13 protein-coding genes are annotated in these 17,863 nt (G+C 67.3%); 3 read left to right on the top strand and 10 right to left on the bottom strand.

Annotated elements, in window-relative coordinates:
- Positions 1-8: 8 nt before the first annotated feature.
- From BLW48_RS18940 to BLW48_RS18915, 6 genes are all read right to left on the bottom strand, one after another.
- Positions 9-4,637, bottom strand: a complete 4,629-nt coding sequence (locus BLW48_RS18940) for a type I polyketide synthase (protein WP_093176905.1) — start codon at positions 4,635-4,637, stop codon at positions 9-11.
- Positions 4,637-9,934, bottom strand: a complete 5,298-nt coding sequence (locus BLW48_RS18935) for a non-ribosomal peptide synthetase (RefSeq protein ID WP_093176904.1) — start codon at positions 9,932-9,934, stop codon at positions 4,637-4,639. The genes BLW48_RS18940 and BLW48_RS18935 overlap by 1 nt, the downstream gene beginning before the upstream one ends.
- 58 nt (positions 9,935-9,992) lie before the next feature.
- A complete protein-coding gene (locus BLW48_RS18930) occupies positions 9,993-10,751 on the bottom strand; it encodes a thioesterase II family protein (protein WP_093176902.1) in 759 nt (252 codons plus the stop codon).
- Positions 10,751-10,981 carry an MbtH family protein gene (locus BLW48_RS18925; protein WP_093051643.1) on the bottom strand — a complete coding sequence of 77 codons (231 nt, stop codon included), beginning with the start codon at positions 10,979-10,981 and terminating at the stop codon, positions 10,751-10,753. The genes BLW48_RS18930 and BLW48_RS18925 overlap by 1 nt, the downstream gene beginning before the upstream one ends.
- 148 nt (positions 10,982-11,129) lie before the next feature.
- Positions 11,130-11,399: a DUF4880 domain-containing protein gene (locus BLW48_RS18920; protein WP_093176900.1), complete on the bottom strand. Its 270-nt coding sequence runs from the start codon at positions 11,397-11,399 to the stop codon at positions 11,130-11,132.
- A 48-nt stretch (positions 11,400-11,447) separates the two neighbouring features.
- Positions 11,448-11,969, bottom strand: a complete 522-nt coding sequence (locus BLW48_RS18915; RefSeq protein WP_093051649.1) for a sigma-70 family RNA polymerase sigma factor — start codon at positions 11,967-11,969, stop codon at positions 11,448-11,450.
- Positions 11,970-12,239: 270 nt separating this feature from the next.
- On the opposite strand from BLW48_RS18915, the gene BLW48_RS18910 reads away from it, so the two are divergent.
- Complete coding sequence (locus tag BLW48_RS18910; protein WP_093176898.1) at positions 12,240-13,085, top strand: ParB N-terminal domain-containing protein; 846 nt, start codon at positions 12,240-12,242, stop codon at positions 13,083-13,085.
- Positions 13,086-13,098: 13 nt separating this feature from the next.
- On the opposite strand, the gene BLW48_RS18905 is transcribed toward BLW48_RS18910, so the two are convergent.
- A complete protein-coding gene (locus tag BLW48_RS18905) occupies positions 13,099-13,683 on the bottom strand; it encodes a BPSL1445 family SYLF domain-containing lipoprotein (RefSeq protein WP_093051892.1) in 585 nt (194 codons plus the stop codon).
- Positions 13,684-13,918: 235 nt separating this feature from the next.
- Between BLW48_RS18905 and BLW48_RS18900 the strand changes: the two genes are divergently transcribed.
- Positions 13,919-14,614, top strand: a complete 696-nt coding sequence (locus tag BLW48_RS18900) for a DUF418 domain-containing protein (protein WP_093176897.1) — start codon at positions 13,919-13,921, stop codon at positions 14,612-14,614.
- Here BLW48_RS18900 and BLW48_RS18895 read toward each other — a convergent pair.
- On the bottom strand, positions 14,598-16,475 hold the full coding sequence (locus BLW48_RS18895; protein WP_093176895.1) for a bifunctional metallophosphatase/5'-nucleotidase: 1,878 nt from the start codon (positions 16,473-16,475) through the stop codon (positions 14,598-14,600). The genes BLW48_RS18900 and BLW48_RS18895 overlap by 17 nt on opposite strands.
- A 45-nt stretch (positions 16,476-16,520) precedes the next feature.
- Positions 16,521-16,994: a hypothetical protein gene (locus BLW48_RS18890; RefSeq protein WP_093176893.1), complete on the bottom strand. Its 474-nt coding sequence runs from the start codon at positions 16,992-16,994 to the stop codon at positions 16,521-16,523.
- A gap of 162 nt (positions 16,995-17,156) precedes the next feature.
- On the opposite strand from BLW48_RS18890, the gene BLW48_RS18885 reads away from it, so the two are divergent.
- Positions 17,157-17,366, top strand: a complete 210-nt coding sequence (locus BLW48_RS18885; protein ID WP_093051663.1) for a hypothetical protein — start codon at positions 17,157-17,159, stop codon at positions 17,364-17,366.
- A gap of 73 nt (positions 17,367-17,439) precedes the next feature.
- Here the strand turns inward: BLW48_RS18885 and BLW48_RS18880 are convergent, their stop codons facing one another.
- Complete coding sequence (locus BLW48_RS18880) at positions 17,440-17,820, bottom strand: HU family DNA-binding protein (protein WP_093051666.1); 381 nt, start codon at positions 17,818-17,820, stop codon at positions 17,440-17,442.
- Between the last annotated feature and the right edge of the window lie 43 nt (positions 17,821-17,863).

The raw sequence follows: 17,863 nt of genomic DNA, 5'->3' as shown, positions 1-17,863 counted from the left end.
TGCTTGTTTCAGACGGTGGCGGACAGTCGGTCCGGTGTGGCGGCATCGGCCGGGTCGCCGTTCTCGCTGTTCTCTATTTCTTCGATCAGCCGGGTCTCGACCAGCAGGGCCAGGTCGGCGATGGTTGGCGCCTTGAAGAAGGCGGCCGGGTGCAGCTCGACCTCGTAGGCCTTGCGCACGCGCGCCAGGATCTGGATGGCGAGCAGCGAGTCGCCGCCCAGCTCGAACAGGTTGTCGTGGATGCCGATGGCGGTAATGCCCAGCATGTCCTGCCAGACGGCGGCAAGGCCGGTCTCGAGGTCGCCGTCGGGCGCGACGTAAGGCGTGTCGAGCGCGGGGCGCGGGTGGTTGCGACGGCCCGCGCGCGCGGCGTGGGCCAACGGGCCGGACTCGATCAGTTCGAGCATGCCGCTGTCGAGCTCGCCAAGGCGCTGCGTCAGGTCGGTCGTGGAGATCACGACTTGCGAGAACGCCGGGCCGTTGACGATTCGTTCCAGCGCCAGCGCGCCTTCGGGGCCGTCCATGCCGACGCCTTCGGGCAGCACCATGCCAGCGGCCATGCCCAAGTCGCGCCAGGCGTCCCAATTGACCGAAAACACCGCGTGGCGCGCACTGCGCTGCACCTGCGCGGCCAGTGCATCGAGGTACGCGTTGGCCGCGGCGTAGTCGCTCATGCCCAGGCCGCCGGCCATGCTGGAAATGGATGAACAGAAGAGCACGAAATCGAGTGCGTCTTCGCGCACCGCTTCGAGCAGCGCCTGCGTGCCGCGCAGCTTGGGCGCGAACACGGCGTCGACCATGGCGCGCGTGCGCTGGCCGATCATCCCGCTGCTGGCATGGCCCGCCGCGTGGATCACGCCGTGGATGGCGCCGAAGCGCAGCCGGGCCTGCGCGGTGGCGGCCTTCATCTGCGCGGCATCAGACACGTCCGCCGACAACGCGAGCACTTCGCCGCCAAGGGCTTCGAGTTCGAGCAGCTGCAGCAGCTTCTGGCGCAATGCCGCCGGCTGCTCCGGCGATGCGGCCAGCGCCTCCCAGGTGCTGCGCTCGGGCAACGGCGTGCGTCCGAACAGCACCAGCTTCGCCTGCCACGACTTGGCAAGGTGCCGCGCCACGGAAAGGCCCACGCCGCCGAGGCCACCGGTGATCAGGTAGACGCCGTGGGTGCGCAGCCGCTGCTGCGGCCCTGCGCCCGGCGCCGGCAGCGCCAGCGGCTCGTAGGCCTTGACCCAGCGATGCGGGCCGCGGTACGCCACCAGCGGCTCGTCGTGGCGCGCCGGCATGTCGGCCGCGAGCTGCTTCACCAGCCATGCCTCGGCATCGCTGCCGGCTGTAGGCAGCACCACATCGACGACGCGGCTGTCGATGTGCGGATACTCCTGCCCGATCACCTTGGCCAGGCTGAACAGCGTGGCCTTCTCGGGGCACAGGGGCTCCAGCCCGCTCACGTCTTCCATCTGGTTGGTAACGACCTGGATCGCCAGCTTGCGCTCGCTGCCGGCCGACGCGCTGTCGAGGGCCTGCGCCAGGGCCAGCAGGCTGAAGAAGCCGCGCTCCAGCATCTCGCTCGACTGCGAAGGCACTGCAAGCTCGTCGTCCACGCTCCACAGGTGATAGATCTTCGAGACCGGCCCCAGCTCGGCCTGCACCTTGCCCAGCACCTGCTCGTGGTCGGCGCGCTCGCCGGGGCGCACCGCGTAGTGGCGCGGGCTGATCTCGACGAAGCCCGGCCCCTGCTCCACCCAGACCACGGGATGCGCGTCGGCCTCACGGTGCAGGTGGCGGATCAGGCTGTCGGTGAGGCTGCGCGTTTCGCCGAACACCAGCGTGCAGGTGCCGGTCGGCGCGGGGGTGTGCACCGCCAGCAGCGGCTCGGTGCGCTTCCAGGTGGGCACGTAGAAGGCGTCGGCTGCCGGCCCTGCCTTGGCGCTGCCCTCGAATGTGCCCGCCTCGATCCAGTACGACTGGCGCTGGAACGGATAGGTAGGCAACGGCACCTGGCGGCGCGGCTGGCCCGCGCGGCAGGCGGCCCAGTCGATCTCGACACCGGCACACCAGAGCGCGCCGGTCACGCTGGCCAGCTGCCGCTCGTTGCGGGCCTGCTGCTGTGGATGCGCCTGGCTCGCCCAGATGCCCGCGGCCGACCCGGCCAGCGGATGCTGGCGCGCGAGGCCCGCCAGCGTTTCGCCGGGGCCCACTTCGAGCACGACACGCCCGGCCACGCCCAGCAGCGCGGCCAGTCCGTCGGCAAAGCGCACTGTGCTGCGCAGATGGCGACCCCAGTAGGCCGGGTCCACCGCCTGCTCGGCCGTGATCGGCTGGCCGGTGACGTTGGAGATGAAAGGAATGCGCGGCGCATGGCGCGGCACCGAGGCAACCACCTGCTGCAGTTCGGCCACGATGGACTCGGTCATGGCCGAGTGGGAAGCGATGGCAACGTGCAGGCGGCGCGGCATCAGGCCACCGGCGAGCAGTTGCTTTTCTGCCGCTTCGATGGCCTGCAGCGGCCCCGCGAGCACGCACAGCTGCTGGCCGTTGATCGCGGCGATGTCGCAGCCGGCCTGGAGGAACGGTGCGAGTTCGGCCTCGGTCAGCGCGATGGCCGTCATGGCACCGGCCGGCATCGATTGCATCAAGCGACCGCGCGTGGTGACGATGCGCAGCGCGTCTTCCAGGCTGAACACGCCGGCCAGGCAGGCAGCCACGTATTCACCAAGGCTGTGGCCCAGCATCACGGCGGGTTGCACGCCGCGCGCCATCCAGGTGCGTGCCATCGCGTACTCGACGATGAACAGCACCGGCTGCGTGTATTCGATGCACGACAACTTCTGGTCGGCTGCGGCTTCGGCACCGGCTGCCGGGTAAAGCAGCTGGCGCAGGTCCATGCCCATCGCGTCGTTCAGCAAGGCGCAGCAGCGGTCGACCTCGCCGCGAAACACCGGGTCGTCGCGGTACAGCGCCGCGCCCATGTTGGCGTGCTGCGTGCCGCCGCCGGGGAACAGGAAGGCGACCTCGGGCGCGGTGGCCGGCGCGCGCATCACCTGCTCGAAGCCGCCCTCGGGCGACAGCAGGGTCTGCGCAGCCATGGCATGGCCGTTGGCGACGATGGCCGCGCGCAGCGGCAGCGGGCGGCGCCCGCTCTGCAAGGTGTGCGCGATGTCGGCAAGGGATTGGTCGGCAGACGCTTCGAGATGGTGACCGAGCTGCCGGCCGGCCTCCTGCAGCGCAGCGGCGTTCTGCGCCGACAGCGGCAGCACCTGCCAGCTGGACGGGCTTTCAGCCGGCTTCGCGGCCGGCGCCTCTTCGAGCACCACATGCACGTTGGTGCCGCCGATGCCGAACGAACTGACACCCGCGCGGCGCGGCGCGGCACCCGCGGGCCATGCCTTGGTGGTGGCATTGACATAGAACGGGCTCGCCGCGAAATCGATCTGCGGATTGGGCCGCTCGTAGTGCAGGCTGGCCGGCAGCGTCTTGTGCTTGAGCGCCATCACCGTCTTGATGAGGCCGGTGACGCCGGCCGCCGCATCGAGGTGGCCGACGTTGGTCTTGACGGAGCCGATGGCGCAGTAGCCGGTGCGATCTGAATCGGCCCGGAAGGCCTGCGTCAACGCGGCCAGCTCGATCGGGTCACCGAGCACCGTGCCTGTGCCGTGCGCCTCGATGTAGCCGACGGATTCGGCCGTCACGCCAGCGATCAGTTGCGCCGCGCGGATGACTTCGGCCTGGCCGTTCACGCTGGGCGCGGTGAAGCCGACCTTGTCGGCGCCGTCGTTGTTGGCGGCCGTGCCCTTGATGACGGCGTGGATGGTGTCGCCGTCGCGCAGCGCGTCGTCCAGGCGCTTGAGTGCCACGAGGCCTGCGCCGCTGCCGATCACCGTGCCCGCGGCCTTCTCGTCGAAGGCGCGGCAGTGGCCGTCGGGCGAGAGGATGGCGCCGGCCTGGTAGAGGTAGCCGCCGTCCTGCAGCAGGTTGAGCCACACGCCGCCGGCCAGCGCCATGTCGCAGTCGTAGCCCAGCAGCGCCTGGCAGGCTGTGTGCACCGCGGCCAGCGAGGTCGAGCAGGCGGTCTGCACTGTGACGGCGGGGCCGCGCAGGTTGAGCTTGTAGGCCACGCGAGTGCACAGCGAACCGCCGGAGTTGCCGCTCATGAGGCCCAGCAGGTCGGCAATGCCGCGTCCGTCGCCCAGGCCGAATGCGGGCAGCAGGTGCCGCATGAGGTACAGGTTGGGGCCCTCGCCCGCGTACACGCCGATCTTGCCCGGCCAGGTATGCGCGTCGCAGCCGGCGTGCTCCAGTGCTGCCCATGCGCACTCCAGGAAGATGCGCTGCTGCGGATCGAGGTACTCGGCTTCGCGCGGCGAGTAGCCGAAGAAGCCGGCGTCGAACTGGTCGAAGCCCTTGAACTGGACGCCCGCCTTCACATAGGCCGGATCGTCGAGCAGCTCCTGCGAGATGCCTTGCGCGCGCAGCTGCTCGTCGGTGAAGCCGGCTATGGACTCCACGCCGTCGCGGATGTTGCGCCAGAACGCATCGACATCTTCGGCGCCCGGAAAGCGGCCCGCCATGCCGACGATGGCGATCTCGATGCCGGTGGCTGCATCGGCCTGCGCGGCCTGTTCGTTGAGGGTGTTCATCAGTTGACTCTTTCCGCGGATTTGCGACGTTGAAGCAAGGCGGCGCGCTGGCGCAGCGCACGGTCGTCGCCGGCCGTGGGCGACAACGCCGCGGGTGCATCGGCGCCGCGCGCCATCCACTGGGCCAGCGAACCGACCGTGGGGTACTTGAAAAGCTGGACCAGTGCGACGGTGGTGCGCAGCCTGTCTTCGAGCAGGCGGTGCACGCGAACCAGCAGCAGCGAGTGCCCGCCGAGGTCGAAGAAGTTGTCGTGAGTGCCGACCTTGTCCATCTGCAGCACTTCGGCCCAGACGGCGGCGATGGTTTCGGCGATGGGGCCTTGCGGGGCTTCGTAGGGTTTGTCGCTGGTGATGGCGGGGGTGGGAAGTGCCTTGCGGTCTACCTTGCCGTTGGCGTTCAGCGGTAGTGCATCGAGCACGACGATGACGCTGGGCACCATGTAGTCGGGCAGTGCTTCTCCAAGGCGTTCTCGCAGGACTGTCGTGTCGATGCCATTGCCGGACACGTAGCCCACGAGCCGCGCTCCTGCGGGGCCTTCGTTCGCGACGACCACCGCCTCCCTGACTTCGGGCTGCGCCTGCAACTGCGCCTCGATCTCCCCCAGCTCGATGCGGAAGCCCCGCACCTTCACCTGATGGTCAATGCGCCCCAGGTACTCCAGCTGCCCCTCGTTGTTCCAGCGCACCAGGTCGCCCGTGCGGTACAGCCGGCTTCCGTTGTCTGTCGCGATGAACCGTTCTGCCGTCAGTGCTGGCCGCTTCAGGTAGCCCCGTGCGAGGTTGATGCCCCCCAGGTACAGCTCACCGGCCACGCCCACGGGCACCTCGTTCAGGCTGGCGTCCAGCACATACGCCTGCGTCTCGCTGATCGGCCGGCCAATCGGCACTTGCGTGCTGCCGTCGTCCCGGCACGTCCACTGCGTCACGTGGATCGTCGTCTCCGTCGGGCCGTACAGGTTCTGCAGCGTGGCGCCGCTCAGGCGTTGAAGTGCTTCTCTTTGCGTGGCTGCGGGCATGGCCTCGCCGCCGCAGATGATGTGCTTGAGCTTCGTCGTTGCTTCGATGCCCTCGTAGGCCAGGAAGGCCTGCAGCATCGAGGGCACGAAATTCAGCGTCGTGATCTGGTGCTTCTGGATGAGTTCGACCAGGCGCACCGGATCGCGGTGGTCGCCTGGGTTGGCAATGACCAGTCTTGCCCCTGATGTCAGCGGCCAGAACATCTCCCAGACCGACACGTCGAAGCCGAAGGGGGCCTTGTGCAGGACCGTGTCAGCGCCTGCGAGGGTGTAGAACTCCTGCATCCAGGCCATGCAGCTGTACAGGGCTTGATGGCGGATGGCTGCACCCTTGGGGCGGCCTGTGGAGCCGGAGGTGTAGATGACGTAGGCCAGGTGTTCGCCGTGCAGGCTGACTTGCGGGTCGGCCTCGGACTCGGACGCTGTATCGAGGGTGTCGAGTTTCAGCACCTGCAATGCGTCGACACCGGGGATGAGATCTCGCAGGTGGCTCTGGGTCAGCAGCAATGCGATGCCGCTGTCTTCGACCATGTAGGAAAGGCGGTCTGCGGGGTACTCGGGGTCAAGGGGCACGTAGGCGCCGCCTGCCTTGAGCACTGCAAGGATGCCCACCATCATCTCGGTGGAGCGCTCCACGCAGATGCCCACCAGTGCATCAGGGCCTACGCCCATGCCGATCAGGCGGTGCGCCAGCCGGTTCGCTCGGGCATTGAGTTCCGAGTAGCTCAGGGCTTCGTCGCCGAACACCAACGCGGGCGCATCCGGGCGGTGCTTCGCATGCGCCTCGATCTGGCGGTGCACGGGCTGTGCGCCCTCGTGGCGGCGCGGGTTCTCGCTCCACGCCACAAGCTGCGCACGCTCCGCCGCACCCACCAGCGCCACATCGCCCACTGCCAGCTCAGGCTCGGCAGCCAATGCCTCCAGCACCGCCACGTAGTGCCCAGCCATCCGCTCGATCGTCTCCCGATCGAACAGCTCCGCCGCGTAGACCAGCCCCAGCGTCAACCGGCCATCGGGTGTCTCGCGGGCTTCCAGCACGAGTTCGAATTGCGCCGTTCCGTCTGGCAGCGCATGGTGCGCAACCTCCAGCCCCGGCAACTGCGCCAGCGCCCGGTAGTCTTCGACGAGGTGGTTGAACATCACCTGGAACAGCGGGCTCTGGCTCAGGCTGCGCTGCGGCTGCAGTGCTTCGACCAATTGCTCGAAGGGCAGGTCTTGATGCGTCTGCGCACCCAGCACCGCTTCTTTCGTCTGCGCCACGACATCCGACAGCCGCGTGCGCCCACCGATCCGGTTGCGCAGCACCAGCGTATTGACGAAGAAGCCGATGATGTTTTCCGCCTCGACACGGCTGCGGTTTGCCACCGGAGCGCCGACGCGGATGTCTTCCTGCCCGGTGTAGCGGTGCAGCAGCGCCTGGAAGCCGGCCAGCAGCACCATGAACAGCGTGGCGCCCTCGGTAGCCGCGGCCTGGCGCAAGCCGGCCAGCAGTGCCCCGGGCACTTCGACGCTGCGGCGTGCCGCGCGATAGCCGATCTGCGCCGTGCGCGGACGGTCGATCGGCAGCGCCAGCACAGGATGTTCTTCGCCGAGCTGCGCGCGCCACCAGGCCAGTTGCCGCCCGGCCTCGCCGGCGGCGAGCCAGTTGCGCTGCCACGCCGCATGATCGACGTACTGGATACGCGGCGCGGTGCGGCGCGACGGGGCATCGCCCTTCAGCCGCGCGGCATAGCCGGCCGCCAGTTCATCGAGCAGCACCTGCATCGACGCGCTGTCGGAAATGATGTGATGCATCACCACCACCAGCAGGTGCGAGGTGTCCGACAGGCGGATCAACGCCACGCGCAGCAACGGCCCCTGCGTCAGGTCGAAGGGCGCGGCATGCAGGCGCTGCGCTTCCTCTGCGGCACGTGCTTCGCGCTCGCTGGCCGCGAGGTGACGCAGATCGATCAGGTTCAGAAGCGGTGCCCACGACGGGCTGATCAGCTGCTCTGCCGTGCCGTCGGCACCTGCCAGGAATACCGTGCGCAACGACTCGTGGCGCGCGGCGATGTCTTCGAACGCGGCATGCATCGCGGCGGCATCCAGCGTGCCCGACAGGCGCAGCGCGCCGCTCATGTGGTACGCCGTGCTCTGCGGCGCAAGCTTCCACAGGAACCATTGACGCTCCTGTGCGTGCGACAGCGGCAAGGGCTGCAGCCGGCGCTCGGCGGACAGCGGCTCGATGGCCGCCATGCCGGGCACGCGGCCCGGACGGTCCTTGCGGCTGCGCACGATGGCCGCGCAAGCGCTCAGCCGGGGCTGCTCGAAGAGGTCGCGCAGATCGAATTCGATGTTCCAGTGCCGGGCGATACGCGCGCATGCTTGAACCGCGGCCAGTGAATTGCCGCCTGAGGTGAAGAAATGCGCGTCGTGCGCCAACGCACGGTCTTCGGGCCACTTGAGCACTTCCTTCCAGATGGCCGAGACCGCTTCTCCGATTTCGTCGAACACCGGTGCTTCCGCCGGAATCGAAGACCCGCTGCCGCCGTGCGTGAAGACGCCGTGCTCGTGGATTGCGTACGCATCGAGGCTGCGCGCCGCAAGCCCCGCGCGGCACGCCTGGCGCTGGAGCTTGCCGCTCGATGTCTTGGGCAGCGCGCCCGGGTTGAGCAGCACCACGGCGGACGGCGCCTCGCCGAACACCTCGCTGACCGCCGCACCCAGTGCGTCGACCAGCAGGTGCGGAGGCACGAGCTTCTGCATGCTGCGCGAAACCTCCGCTGCCACGCCGATGCCTTCGCCATCCGGCCCCGACACCGCGAAGGCGGCGACTCGCCCCTTGCGCACGGCCTCGATCTCGGCCTCGACTGTGCGCTCGATGTCTTGCGGGTAGATGTTGTGCCCGCGAACGATGATCAGGTCCTTGATGCGGCCCGTCACATAGAGCTGCCCGCCGTGCATGAAGCCGAGATCGCCGGTGCGCAGCCAGCGCTGCCCTTCATGCATGGCGAAGGTCTCGCTGGTTTCGCGTTCCTTGCCCCAGTAGCCGGCACAGATGCTCGGGCCGCTCACCCAGATTTCGCCGACGCGGCCGACGTCGAGCGCAGCCAGTGAATCGGGGTCGGTGATGCGTACGTCGTGGCCTTCCGGCGCGGCGCCGCAGCCGACCAGCATCGCGCCCTGCGCGCTTTCCACGCCCTCGCCCCTGGCCAGTGCATCGGCGGAGAAAGTGCGCGCGACCAGCCCGGCGCCGCGTTGACCGCCTGTGACGAACAGGGTCGCTTCCGCGAGGCCGTAGCAGGCATACACGGCGTCGGGGCCGAAGCCTGCGGGCGCGAATCGCTCGATGAATTCGGTTTCGGTGTCTGCGCGCACGGGCTCGGCGCCGGTGTAGGCGACGCGCCACGACGAGAGGTCGAGCCCCGCGAGCCGCGCGCCCTTCACGCGGTCGAGGCAGAGGCGATAGGCAAAGTCGGGACCGCCGCTCAGGGTGGCACGATGGCGCGAGATGAGTTCGAGCCAGCGCACCGGGCTTTCGAGAAAGTAGCGCGGCGAGGTCAGCACCAGCGGAATGCCGCTGTAGAGCGGCTGCATGAGGCCGCCGATGAGGCCCATGTCGTGATAGAGCGGCGCCCACGACACGAACTTGTCGTCCGGCCCGATGCCCATGCCGTCGCGAATGGCGCGCTCGTTGGCGATGAGGTTGCCGTGGGTCACGATCACGCCCTTGGGGGCGGAGGTCGAGCCCGAGGTGTATTGCAGGAATGCAGCATCGTCCGCGGCGGGCGCGAACGGCATCCATGCATCGGCGAGCGCGGGACTCACCTCGTCGACGGCAATCATCTCGGCCTGCGCGAACGCATCGGCCGCGCCGTCCATCGCGGCACGCATCGCCGCCGAGGTCAGCACGCAGCGCGCCTGCGAGTCTTGCGCAATGCCCGTCAGCCGCGCGAGATGCTGCGGCCGCATGGATTCGGGCGGGAACACCGGCACCGCGATCACGCCGGCGTAGAAGCACGCCAGCATGCTCACTGCGTAATGGTCGTCGTTGTCCAGCATGACGAGGGCGCGCTCGCCCTTCGCAAACTGCTGCTGCAGGCGGGCCGCCAGCGCGCGCACGCGCGACTCGAAAACGGCGTAGGTGATCGGCTTCTCGAAGTAGGCGCCACCCGCCTCGCCCGCCACCGTGAGCCAGACGTCGTCCGGCCGGCCTTGCGCCAATGCCCGCAGGTGTTCCACGAAGTTTGCGGACACCGGGTGATGCCCCGGATTCACCGTCGTTGCTGCCGTGTCTGCCATCTCGCTCACTCCAGAAAATTAGTAGGGGCGCAGCCGGCACCGGGCCGGCAGCGTTCACTCATGCCGCGTCAAGTCGATGCCCATGCAATGAGCCTTGATGCCTGCCGGCCATGGCCTGCCCCAGACGGCGCGTCAGTGCAGCCAGGAAGGCCGCCTCGTGCTGACGGATGAAGAAGTGGCCGCCATCGAACCAGTCGAGCGTGAACGCGCCGCCGGCATGCGCCGACCAGGCCTCGATGCGCGCCGCGTCGATGTCGTCCTGTCGGCCCGCGAAGACATGCAGAGGCATTGGAAGAGGCGCATCGGCCGTGTACTCGAAGCTCTGGCACACGCGGTAGTCCGCGCCCAGCGTGTCGAGGGTGATGCGCATCAGCTCGGCGCTGGCGAAGACTTCTTCGGGGGTGCCGCCCTGCTTGCGCAGATCGGCGATCAACGCAGCGTCGTCGTGCGTGTCGGGGAGGCGGCTCGGGTCGCGCTGCGACGGCGCGGAACTGCCCGACGCGAAAAGCGCCAGCGGCAACGGCCGGCCGAGCGCGCGCAGACGTTGCACGACGCCATAGGCCAGCAATGCGCCCATGCTGTGCCCGAAGATCGCGAAGCTGCCGTGCATCGCGTTCGTCTGCTCGGCGCAGATCCGCGCGACCTGGGCATCGTAGGTTTCGACGAAGCGCTCGCCCATGCGCATGCCCCTACCCGGCAGTTCGACGGGCACGAGCTCGATCCAGCGCGGCAGCTGATGCCGCCAGCGCAAATACATCGTCGCGCTGGCGCCCGCGCAGGGCAGACACAGCAGCGAAACCCTCGCCGGCCCGGCCATCAGCTTGCGGCAGCTTCCGCGGCCATCCAGTCGCGCAGCGACTTGGGGCGCATGTCGGTCCAGTTCTTCTCGACGAAATCGAGCGCGGTCTTCTTGTCGCCCTTTACCCCGTCGACAGCCTTCCAGCCGCTGGGCACAGCCTTCCAGTGCGGCCAGATGGAGTACTGGTCTTCCTGGTTGACCAGGACGATGAAGGTTTCGTCTTCGCGATCGAAGCAGCTGGTAGACATGGGCGGTCCTTGTGCGGTTGATTGAGGAAGCGGGCGGGCAAGCGGGCCGGTGGGTGGCCGATTGCTGGGCTTCTGATCAACATGACGATTCGGGACCGAATCTGTTCACCCCGGTGCGGGGAGCGGCCAGGCGGCGCGCTGGCGACGATCAGGCGTCGTCGTCGCTGGGTGCTGCGTCTTCGGGGGATGCCCGGTTCCGGGTTTTCTTCCACGCATCGACGTCGATGGTGGGTGGCACCAGACCCGCGAGCAGCCAGAGGCGGGCGGCCTTGTCGTAGGCCTTGCGGTGGGCGGGGTCGGCGAGAAGCCACGTCACCATTTCGACACGCGAACCTTCGCCGAAATTCTCGCGGTCGTGCTCGCGCCGCACCCAGTCCCATGCGGTGCGCCAGATGAGGTCGTCTTGCTCTTGTGCCATGCGTGTACGGTTTTACCTTACACGAAGCGGCACGAGAGTTTCTCTGCGTCAATCCTTGATCAGGTGGCGCATCGCGCCGATAGCCTCGTCCGCCTCGGCGATCAGGCGGTTCACGAGCCCGAGCGCGCAGCCCATCTGCGCCGCGATGTCGCGCTGCGTGAGGCCTTCGAGGCGGTAGAGCTGGAAGGCCACGCGCGTCCTCGGGGACAGCGCCGACAGCGCCTTCTCGATCAGGCCGACAGCCTGCCGGTCGCGCATCACGCGGTCCGGCGACGCTGGTCCCGGGACATCGAGCGTCTCGACGTCCACGTCGAAGGTGCGGTAGGTGGCTTCGAGGGACTGGCGGCGGCAGTGGTCGAGTGCGAGATTGCGCACCACCTGGCAGCAATAGCCCATGGGCTTGTCGACCTTACGGTCGCAGGCGCCGTCGGCAATGCGGAGATAGGCGTCTTGCACGACATCGTCGGCAAGGTCCGTGGTGCGGACGATCCTGCGGGCCACGTGCAGAAGCTGGGCCCGGTTGGCGACGAAAACATCTCCCAGAGAAGATTCGGACGTGAGTGACAGCATTTTTTGAGCAACTCCAGATTGGGGCCAGGCGTCGAAATTCGGAACGGCGCGCGTCGGGCGCATTGGCGTGGCTGCGGCTCTCCGGCCACATATTTAAATAAGAATCATTAATATTTACAAAAGGATGACAGCGCAAATTTGCGACTGTGTCCTTACCTCTATAGACGTTTGGATGCACCAAACAGAGACACCCGGACGACGTCTCGAAAGCCCGTCGGCCGGGCGCATCTAAAATTCCGCCCCTTTGCCCCGTTCCGCTTCCCGCCCCTCATGAACATCGTCGTCAACGAAGAACTCAAAGCCTATATCGACCCACTGACGCCGGAGGAACACGAAGCGCTGGAACGCAGCATCCTGGCCGAGGGTTGTCGCGACGCGTTGGTGCTGTGGGGCGACGTGCTGGTGGACGGCCACAACCGCTACGGCATCTGCCAGAAACACGACCTGCCGTTCAAGACGGTGCAGAACACGCGCTTCAAGACCATCGAGGACGTGCATCTCTGGATGATCGACCAGCACCTTGGCCGGCGTAGCATTTCGGATTTCCTGCGCGGCGTGCTGGCGCTGCGGAAGAAGGACATCGTCGACAAGCAGCGCAGCCGCGTCGCTGCTGAGCCAGCCTCGGCGTCCGACGCCCCGTTCGACGTCGATCCCCCCGCCGACGGCTCGCCGGACGACAGTGCGTCAGCCCCCACCCTGCCGCCACCCGCGCCGTTGAGCAGCCGCGAAGCCATCGCCAAGGCCGCACGCCTGAGCAGCAGCCAGGTCGGAATGATCGAAAAGATCCAGAAACAGGCCGCACCGGAATTGGTGGCAGCCGTGAAGTCGGGCGTGATCTCGATCAACACCGCAGCTGCCGTGGCCACGCTGCCGGCCGAGGAGCAGGTCTCGGCCGCGAACGCCGGCAAGGACGAGCTCAAGCAGGCCGCCAAGCGCGTGCGCGAGTCGAAGAAGAAGCCGCGTGAGGAGTCCGCCGAAGCGCATTCGGACGACGAACAACAACAAGCCAGGCCGGATGCGGTGCAGGCGCTGGAACAGCGCGTGGCCGAACTCACAGCCGAGAACGAGGCCCTGCGCAAACAAGTGGCCGAGCTGCAGGCCCGGCTCGGCCACTGAGCCCAGCAGCCTGCTACGGCTGGATTTCGCTGATCTTCGCGCCCGACAGCGAGACGCCGGCTTCCAGCCCCACGTTCGTCATCACGAAGCCCACCACGGGCTGGCGCAGCGTGTTGGTGTCGATGCTGCCGTTGGCCCCGATGGTCGCGAGCGCCACAGTGGCGTCAGCGCCCGCTGTCCAGCCCTTGCTGCTGCGGAACTTGTCCAGCGCCGCCTGCGTGGTGAACAGATAGATCACCGCCTTCGATTGCGCACCCGCCTGGAAGCCCACCGACCCGGCGGTGGTGCTGTAGTACGACTGCGTGCGCCCGTTCACGCGCAAGGCGCCCCGGCCGTATTCAGCGCCCACGCCCAAGCTGGCCCCCATCACGGCAGGAAACACCAGCACGCCGCTCGACTTGGCGACCAGCTCGCGTGAGCCTCTCACGGAGTCATACAGCTTGGACAGCGAGGCATCGACCTGGGCGTCGATGGAAGTGCGCGAAGACGCGCTGCTGGACTGATCCTGCGGTCGCGTGGTGGTGCACCCGACAAAGGCCAGGCTGCACGCCGCCACGGCGGATGAAAGCGCCAGCATGCGGAAGTTCATGGTTTTCATGACGAAATCCTTTGCAAAAAACATGAGTCGGCGAAGAAATCTCTGCCTTCGACAGCAGATTTGCTCATGCTAAGTCTGCAAAACCGGCACAAATCGGGTTGGAGACATCGGCCTACGCAAGGTCACGGCATCGGCGAACGGTGGTGCGCCCGGGGCCGGCCTGGAGGCGGCCCAAACGCAATGTTCGTGCAATGCAGATTCATAGCATCGCAGCGACCCCACTTTGCGCACTCCCATGACATTCGACCTCGCAAGGCCGTCGCGCCACCCAGGCGCCGGTAGCACCCGCCGCCTTGAACTGCTGGACTCGCTACGCGGCTTCGCGCTGTTCGGCGTACCTCTGTTCAATCTGCGCAGTTCTTCACTGCTCGAATTCATCGTGACGTCGATCGCGCTGCTCGCCCTGCTCTTCGGCCTGGGCTTCGCGATGGAGGCGGTGCGACCTGGGGAGAAGCTCAACTCCATACGCCTGCTCGTTCGACGCATGCTGCAGGAGTCTGTCGCCCACCGGCGGCTCTGGGTTCGCCTGTTGAAGGTGGCGCTCGTCGTCAGCGTGGTCGCGACCGCGCTGATGGTGTTGTGGAGCCCCGACGGTGCGGGCATCTGGGCGATGCGCCTGCTGCACCAGATCGCGCTCAGCCTGTTCTGCATGGCGGCCTTCGTGCTGCTGTTCCAGCAGACCCGCTGGCGGCACTGGTTGCGCAAGCTCGCGCCCATGGGGTGCATGGCGCTGACGAACTGGCTCGCGCAGGCACTGCTCGGGCTGGGCCTGTTCTACGCCCTCGGGCCGAGTTTCGGCTTCTTGTTGGGCATCGCCGTGCTGCAGGCGATGCTCAGTTGCTGGTGGCTGGCGCGTTGGTCATCCGGGCAGGCGGGCCGGCCGAACACGGCCCGCCCCCTTCGCCAGCAACCGCTCAGGGCAGAACCGTAATGCGGTTCGTCGCCGGTGGTGTCAGCGGGCTGTTCGCCTTGATGTAGGCCTCCAGGGCGTCTACGTCCTGATCGCCGCCGAGCGTGTCCGTGCCCTGGTTGAAGACGGTGAAGTTGTCACCGCCGGTAGCCAGAAAGCTGTTCATCGTCACGCGGTAGCTGGTGCCGTCAGCCATCGCGGTTCCGTTGAGCGACAAGTTGCTGATGCGCGAGCCAGCGGGCGCCGAAGTGCTGTAGCTGTAGGTGAACCCTGCGGAGGGCAGCAGCACCTTCGGCGCGGCCACGGTGTTGGAGCCGCTGTTGAACTGCTGCTCCAGCACGGCCTTGATCTGCGCGCCGGTCATGGTCTTCACCACCAGGCTGTTGCCGAAAGGCTGCACGGCGAAGATCTGGCCGTAGGTCACGCTGCCGTCGCCGGCGGGCGCGAGGTCGGCGCGCACGCCGCCCGGGTTCATGAAGGCGATCTGCGCGGCGCCCTTGCCGGCCGGGCTGGTCGCTGTCAGCTGTGCGTCGGCTATCAGGTTGCCCAGCACGCTTTCCTTCGACGCGGTCTGCGTGCGCGTGGCCGTTGCGGTGAGCGAGCCCACCACGCGCTGCACCAGCGGTCCGGCGATGGTGAGGTACTGGTTGATGAGCGCAGCCACTTCCTGGTTCTTGTCGAAGGTCGGGTACTGGTCGGTCAGCGCGACGGTGGTGGTGCCGCTGGTGTAGGCCTCGCCCTGCACGATCACGTTGTCGGCCGCCTTGGCCGTCACCTTGCGCGTGCGGGTGTCGATGGTCAGGTTGATGTCGGTCAGCAGCGTGCCGTACTGGCCGGCGCTGGTCAGCAGGAAGGGCTTGGCCGGGTTGGTCTTGCCGTAGTCGCACACGTACGAGCGGTGCGTGTGACCCGAGATCACGATGTCGACCGAGGTGTCGAGCTTGTTGAGGATCGGCAGGATGTCGCCGCTCAGGCCGGCGCAGCTCTTGTCGTTGTAGCCCACGGTAGTGGTGCCGCCTTCATGGATGACGACGACGATGGCGTCCGCGCCCTGCGCCTTCAGCTGCGGGATCAACGCGTTGGCGGTGTCGGCCTCGTCCTTGAAAGTCAGGCCCGCGACGCCGGCCGGCGTCACGATGTTCGGCGTGCCCTTCAGCGTCATGCCGATGAACGCCACCTTCACTGTGGCGCCGTCCTTCGTGAAGGTCTTCATGCCGGTGGCGGGGAACAGCGTGTTGCCGTCGCCCTTCACGGTGTTGGCCGCGAGAAAGCCGAAGTTGGCGCCCGGAAAGCTCTTGTTGACGCGGCAGGGTTCGAGCGCGGTGTTCTTCGCGCAGCCGCCGTTCTTCATGCGCAGCAGTTCGGTCTGGCCCTTGTCGAACTCGTGGTTGCCGACCGCGTTGAAGTCGATCTTCATCGCATTCACGGCTTCGATGGTCGACTCGTCGAGGAACAGCGCCGAGACCAGCGGCGAGGCGCCGATCATGTCGCCGGCCGATACCACCGCGTTGTTCGAGTTCTTGGCCTTCAGCGAAGCGATGGCCGAGGCCAGGTAGGCCGCGCCACCGGCGGGCACCGGCACCGTGCCGCCGCCCTTGGCAGGCGCATTGATCGACAGCTTCGGCGGCTCGAGGTTGCCGTGCAGGTCGTTGAAGGCGATGAGCTTCACGTCCATGGTGCCAGGCACGGCGGGCGACGCCGGCGGCGGGTTGGTTGCCGCGGGCGGTGGCACGAAAGGAATGAAATTGTTTGAGTTGTCGCTGCCGCCGCAGGCAGTCAGGGTGGCGGCCACCACGCCGGCAACGGCAAGGCGCTTGAACGATGGATGCCTGGGAACCTCTCTCCTCTGTTTTGAATGCAGCGGATGCTGGGGACAGCACATGACGGTGCCGTGAAGGCCCCTTGAACCCGCAAGGAGATCGCCCGCTCAGGGCAGGAGCACGAGACGCATCGCAACGCCAGGGCCGAAGGCGGCCTGCAGCAGCGCATTTGCCTGCACACTGCGCTCGTCGGTCAGCGATTGCACGGCGAGCCAGCCCTCGGTCGGCCGCCGCTGCAGGTGCCAGCCTTCCTGCCCAAGGAGGATGAGCCGGGCGAGCGATGCGGCATCGGCCACCGGCAGCGCCGCGGGCGTGATGTCGAGCCAGTCGGTCACCTGATCGCTCTCGCCACCCAGGCGCGCGGCTGCGCCGTCCGCCAGTGCGTGCTGCGTGGCGACGTCCTGCACCGCGCCCTGCAGCACGATGCCGCCGCCGTGCCAGCGGATTTCGAGCGATGGGGCTGCATCCGCCATGCGAGCCTGCGCATCGCTGCCGGCAGTCAGTCGCCACGCGACGGCTGCCGCCAGGATCGCCAGGCAGGCCACCGACACAGCAACAAGAATTCTGAAACGCTTCGTCATTCGAGGCGCGAGCGTGCCACGCCGCGCGTTACGCCGATGTGACGGCGCTTCCGATGGACGTTCGCCTACACGCATCGCCGCAGCGCGATACCCCACGAGTCGCCATATCCGATACGCTTGAGGCCCGCCCCCGCATTCCCCAACATCCCGAGGAACGAAACCATGGCAGCGAACGCGAAAGTCACAGGAAATGTCGAATACCGGGCCGGCGACGGCCCCCTGATCCTCATTCCCCAAGGGCCGATAGAGGTCCAGTTGGCGCCCGACAGCGCCGTGCTGAGTTGGGGCGATGGCGGCAGCACGCAGACGACGGCGATTCCCATTGCCGAATACCAGCGCTATCTGAGCGAAGGTGTGATCGAACCCGACTGAAGCGGCGCATAAATGCGCCACCAAATAAAAAACGGCCCCTAGGGGCCGTTCTTGTTTCTGCATTCGCAGCTTCTTACTTCTTCTTGGCAGCCACGGCCTTCTTGGCGGGTGCTGCGGCCTTCTTCGCTGCTGCGGGCTTGGCAGCCACTGCCTTGCTGTCGGCCTTGCGCTTTGCAGCCTTCGGGTCCACGGCGGCCTTGAAGGCAGCGCCCGGCACGAACTTCGGCACCTTCTGTGCGGCGATCTTGATCTTGGTGCCGGCGCTGGGGTTGAAGCCCGAGCGTGCGGCGCGCGCCACTTGCTTGAAAGTGCCGAAGCCGACGATCTGGACGGGGTCACCCTTCTTCACTGCGGCGACGATCGAGCCGGTAACGGTCTCGAGAATGCGCGCGGCTTCTGCCTTGCTGACGTTGTGGGCGGTGACGATTTTTTCGACGAGTTCGATGCGGTTCAACTGAGTTCCTATTAGGTTTGATTTCGCCATGTTGCCTATGGCG

It is taken from the genome of Variovorax sp. YR266 (assembly GCF_900107295.1).
Lineage (GTDB): Bacteria > Pseudomonadota > Gammaproteobacteria > Burkholderiales > Burkholderiaceae_C > Variovorax.
This window is presented reverse-complemented; position numbering and strand designations above follow the sequence as displayed.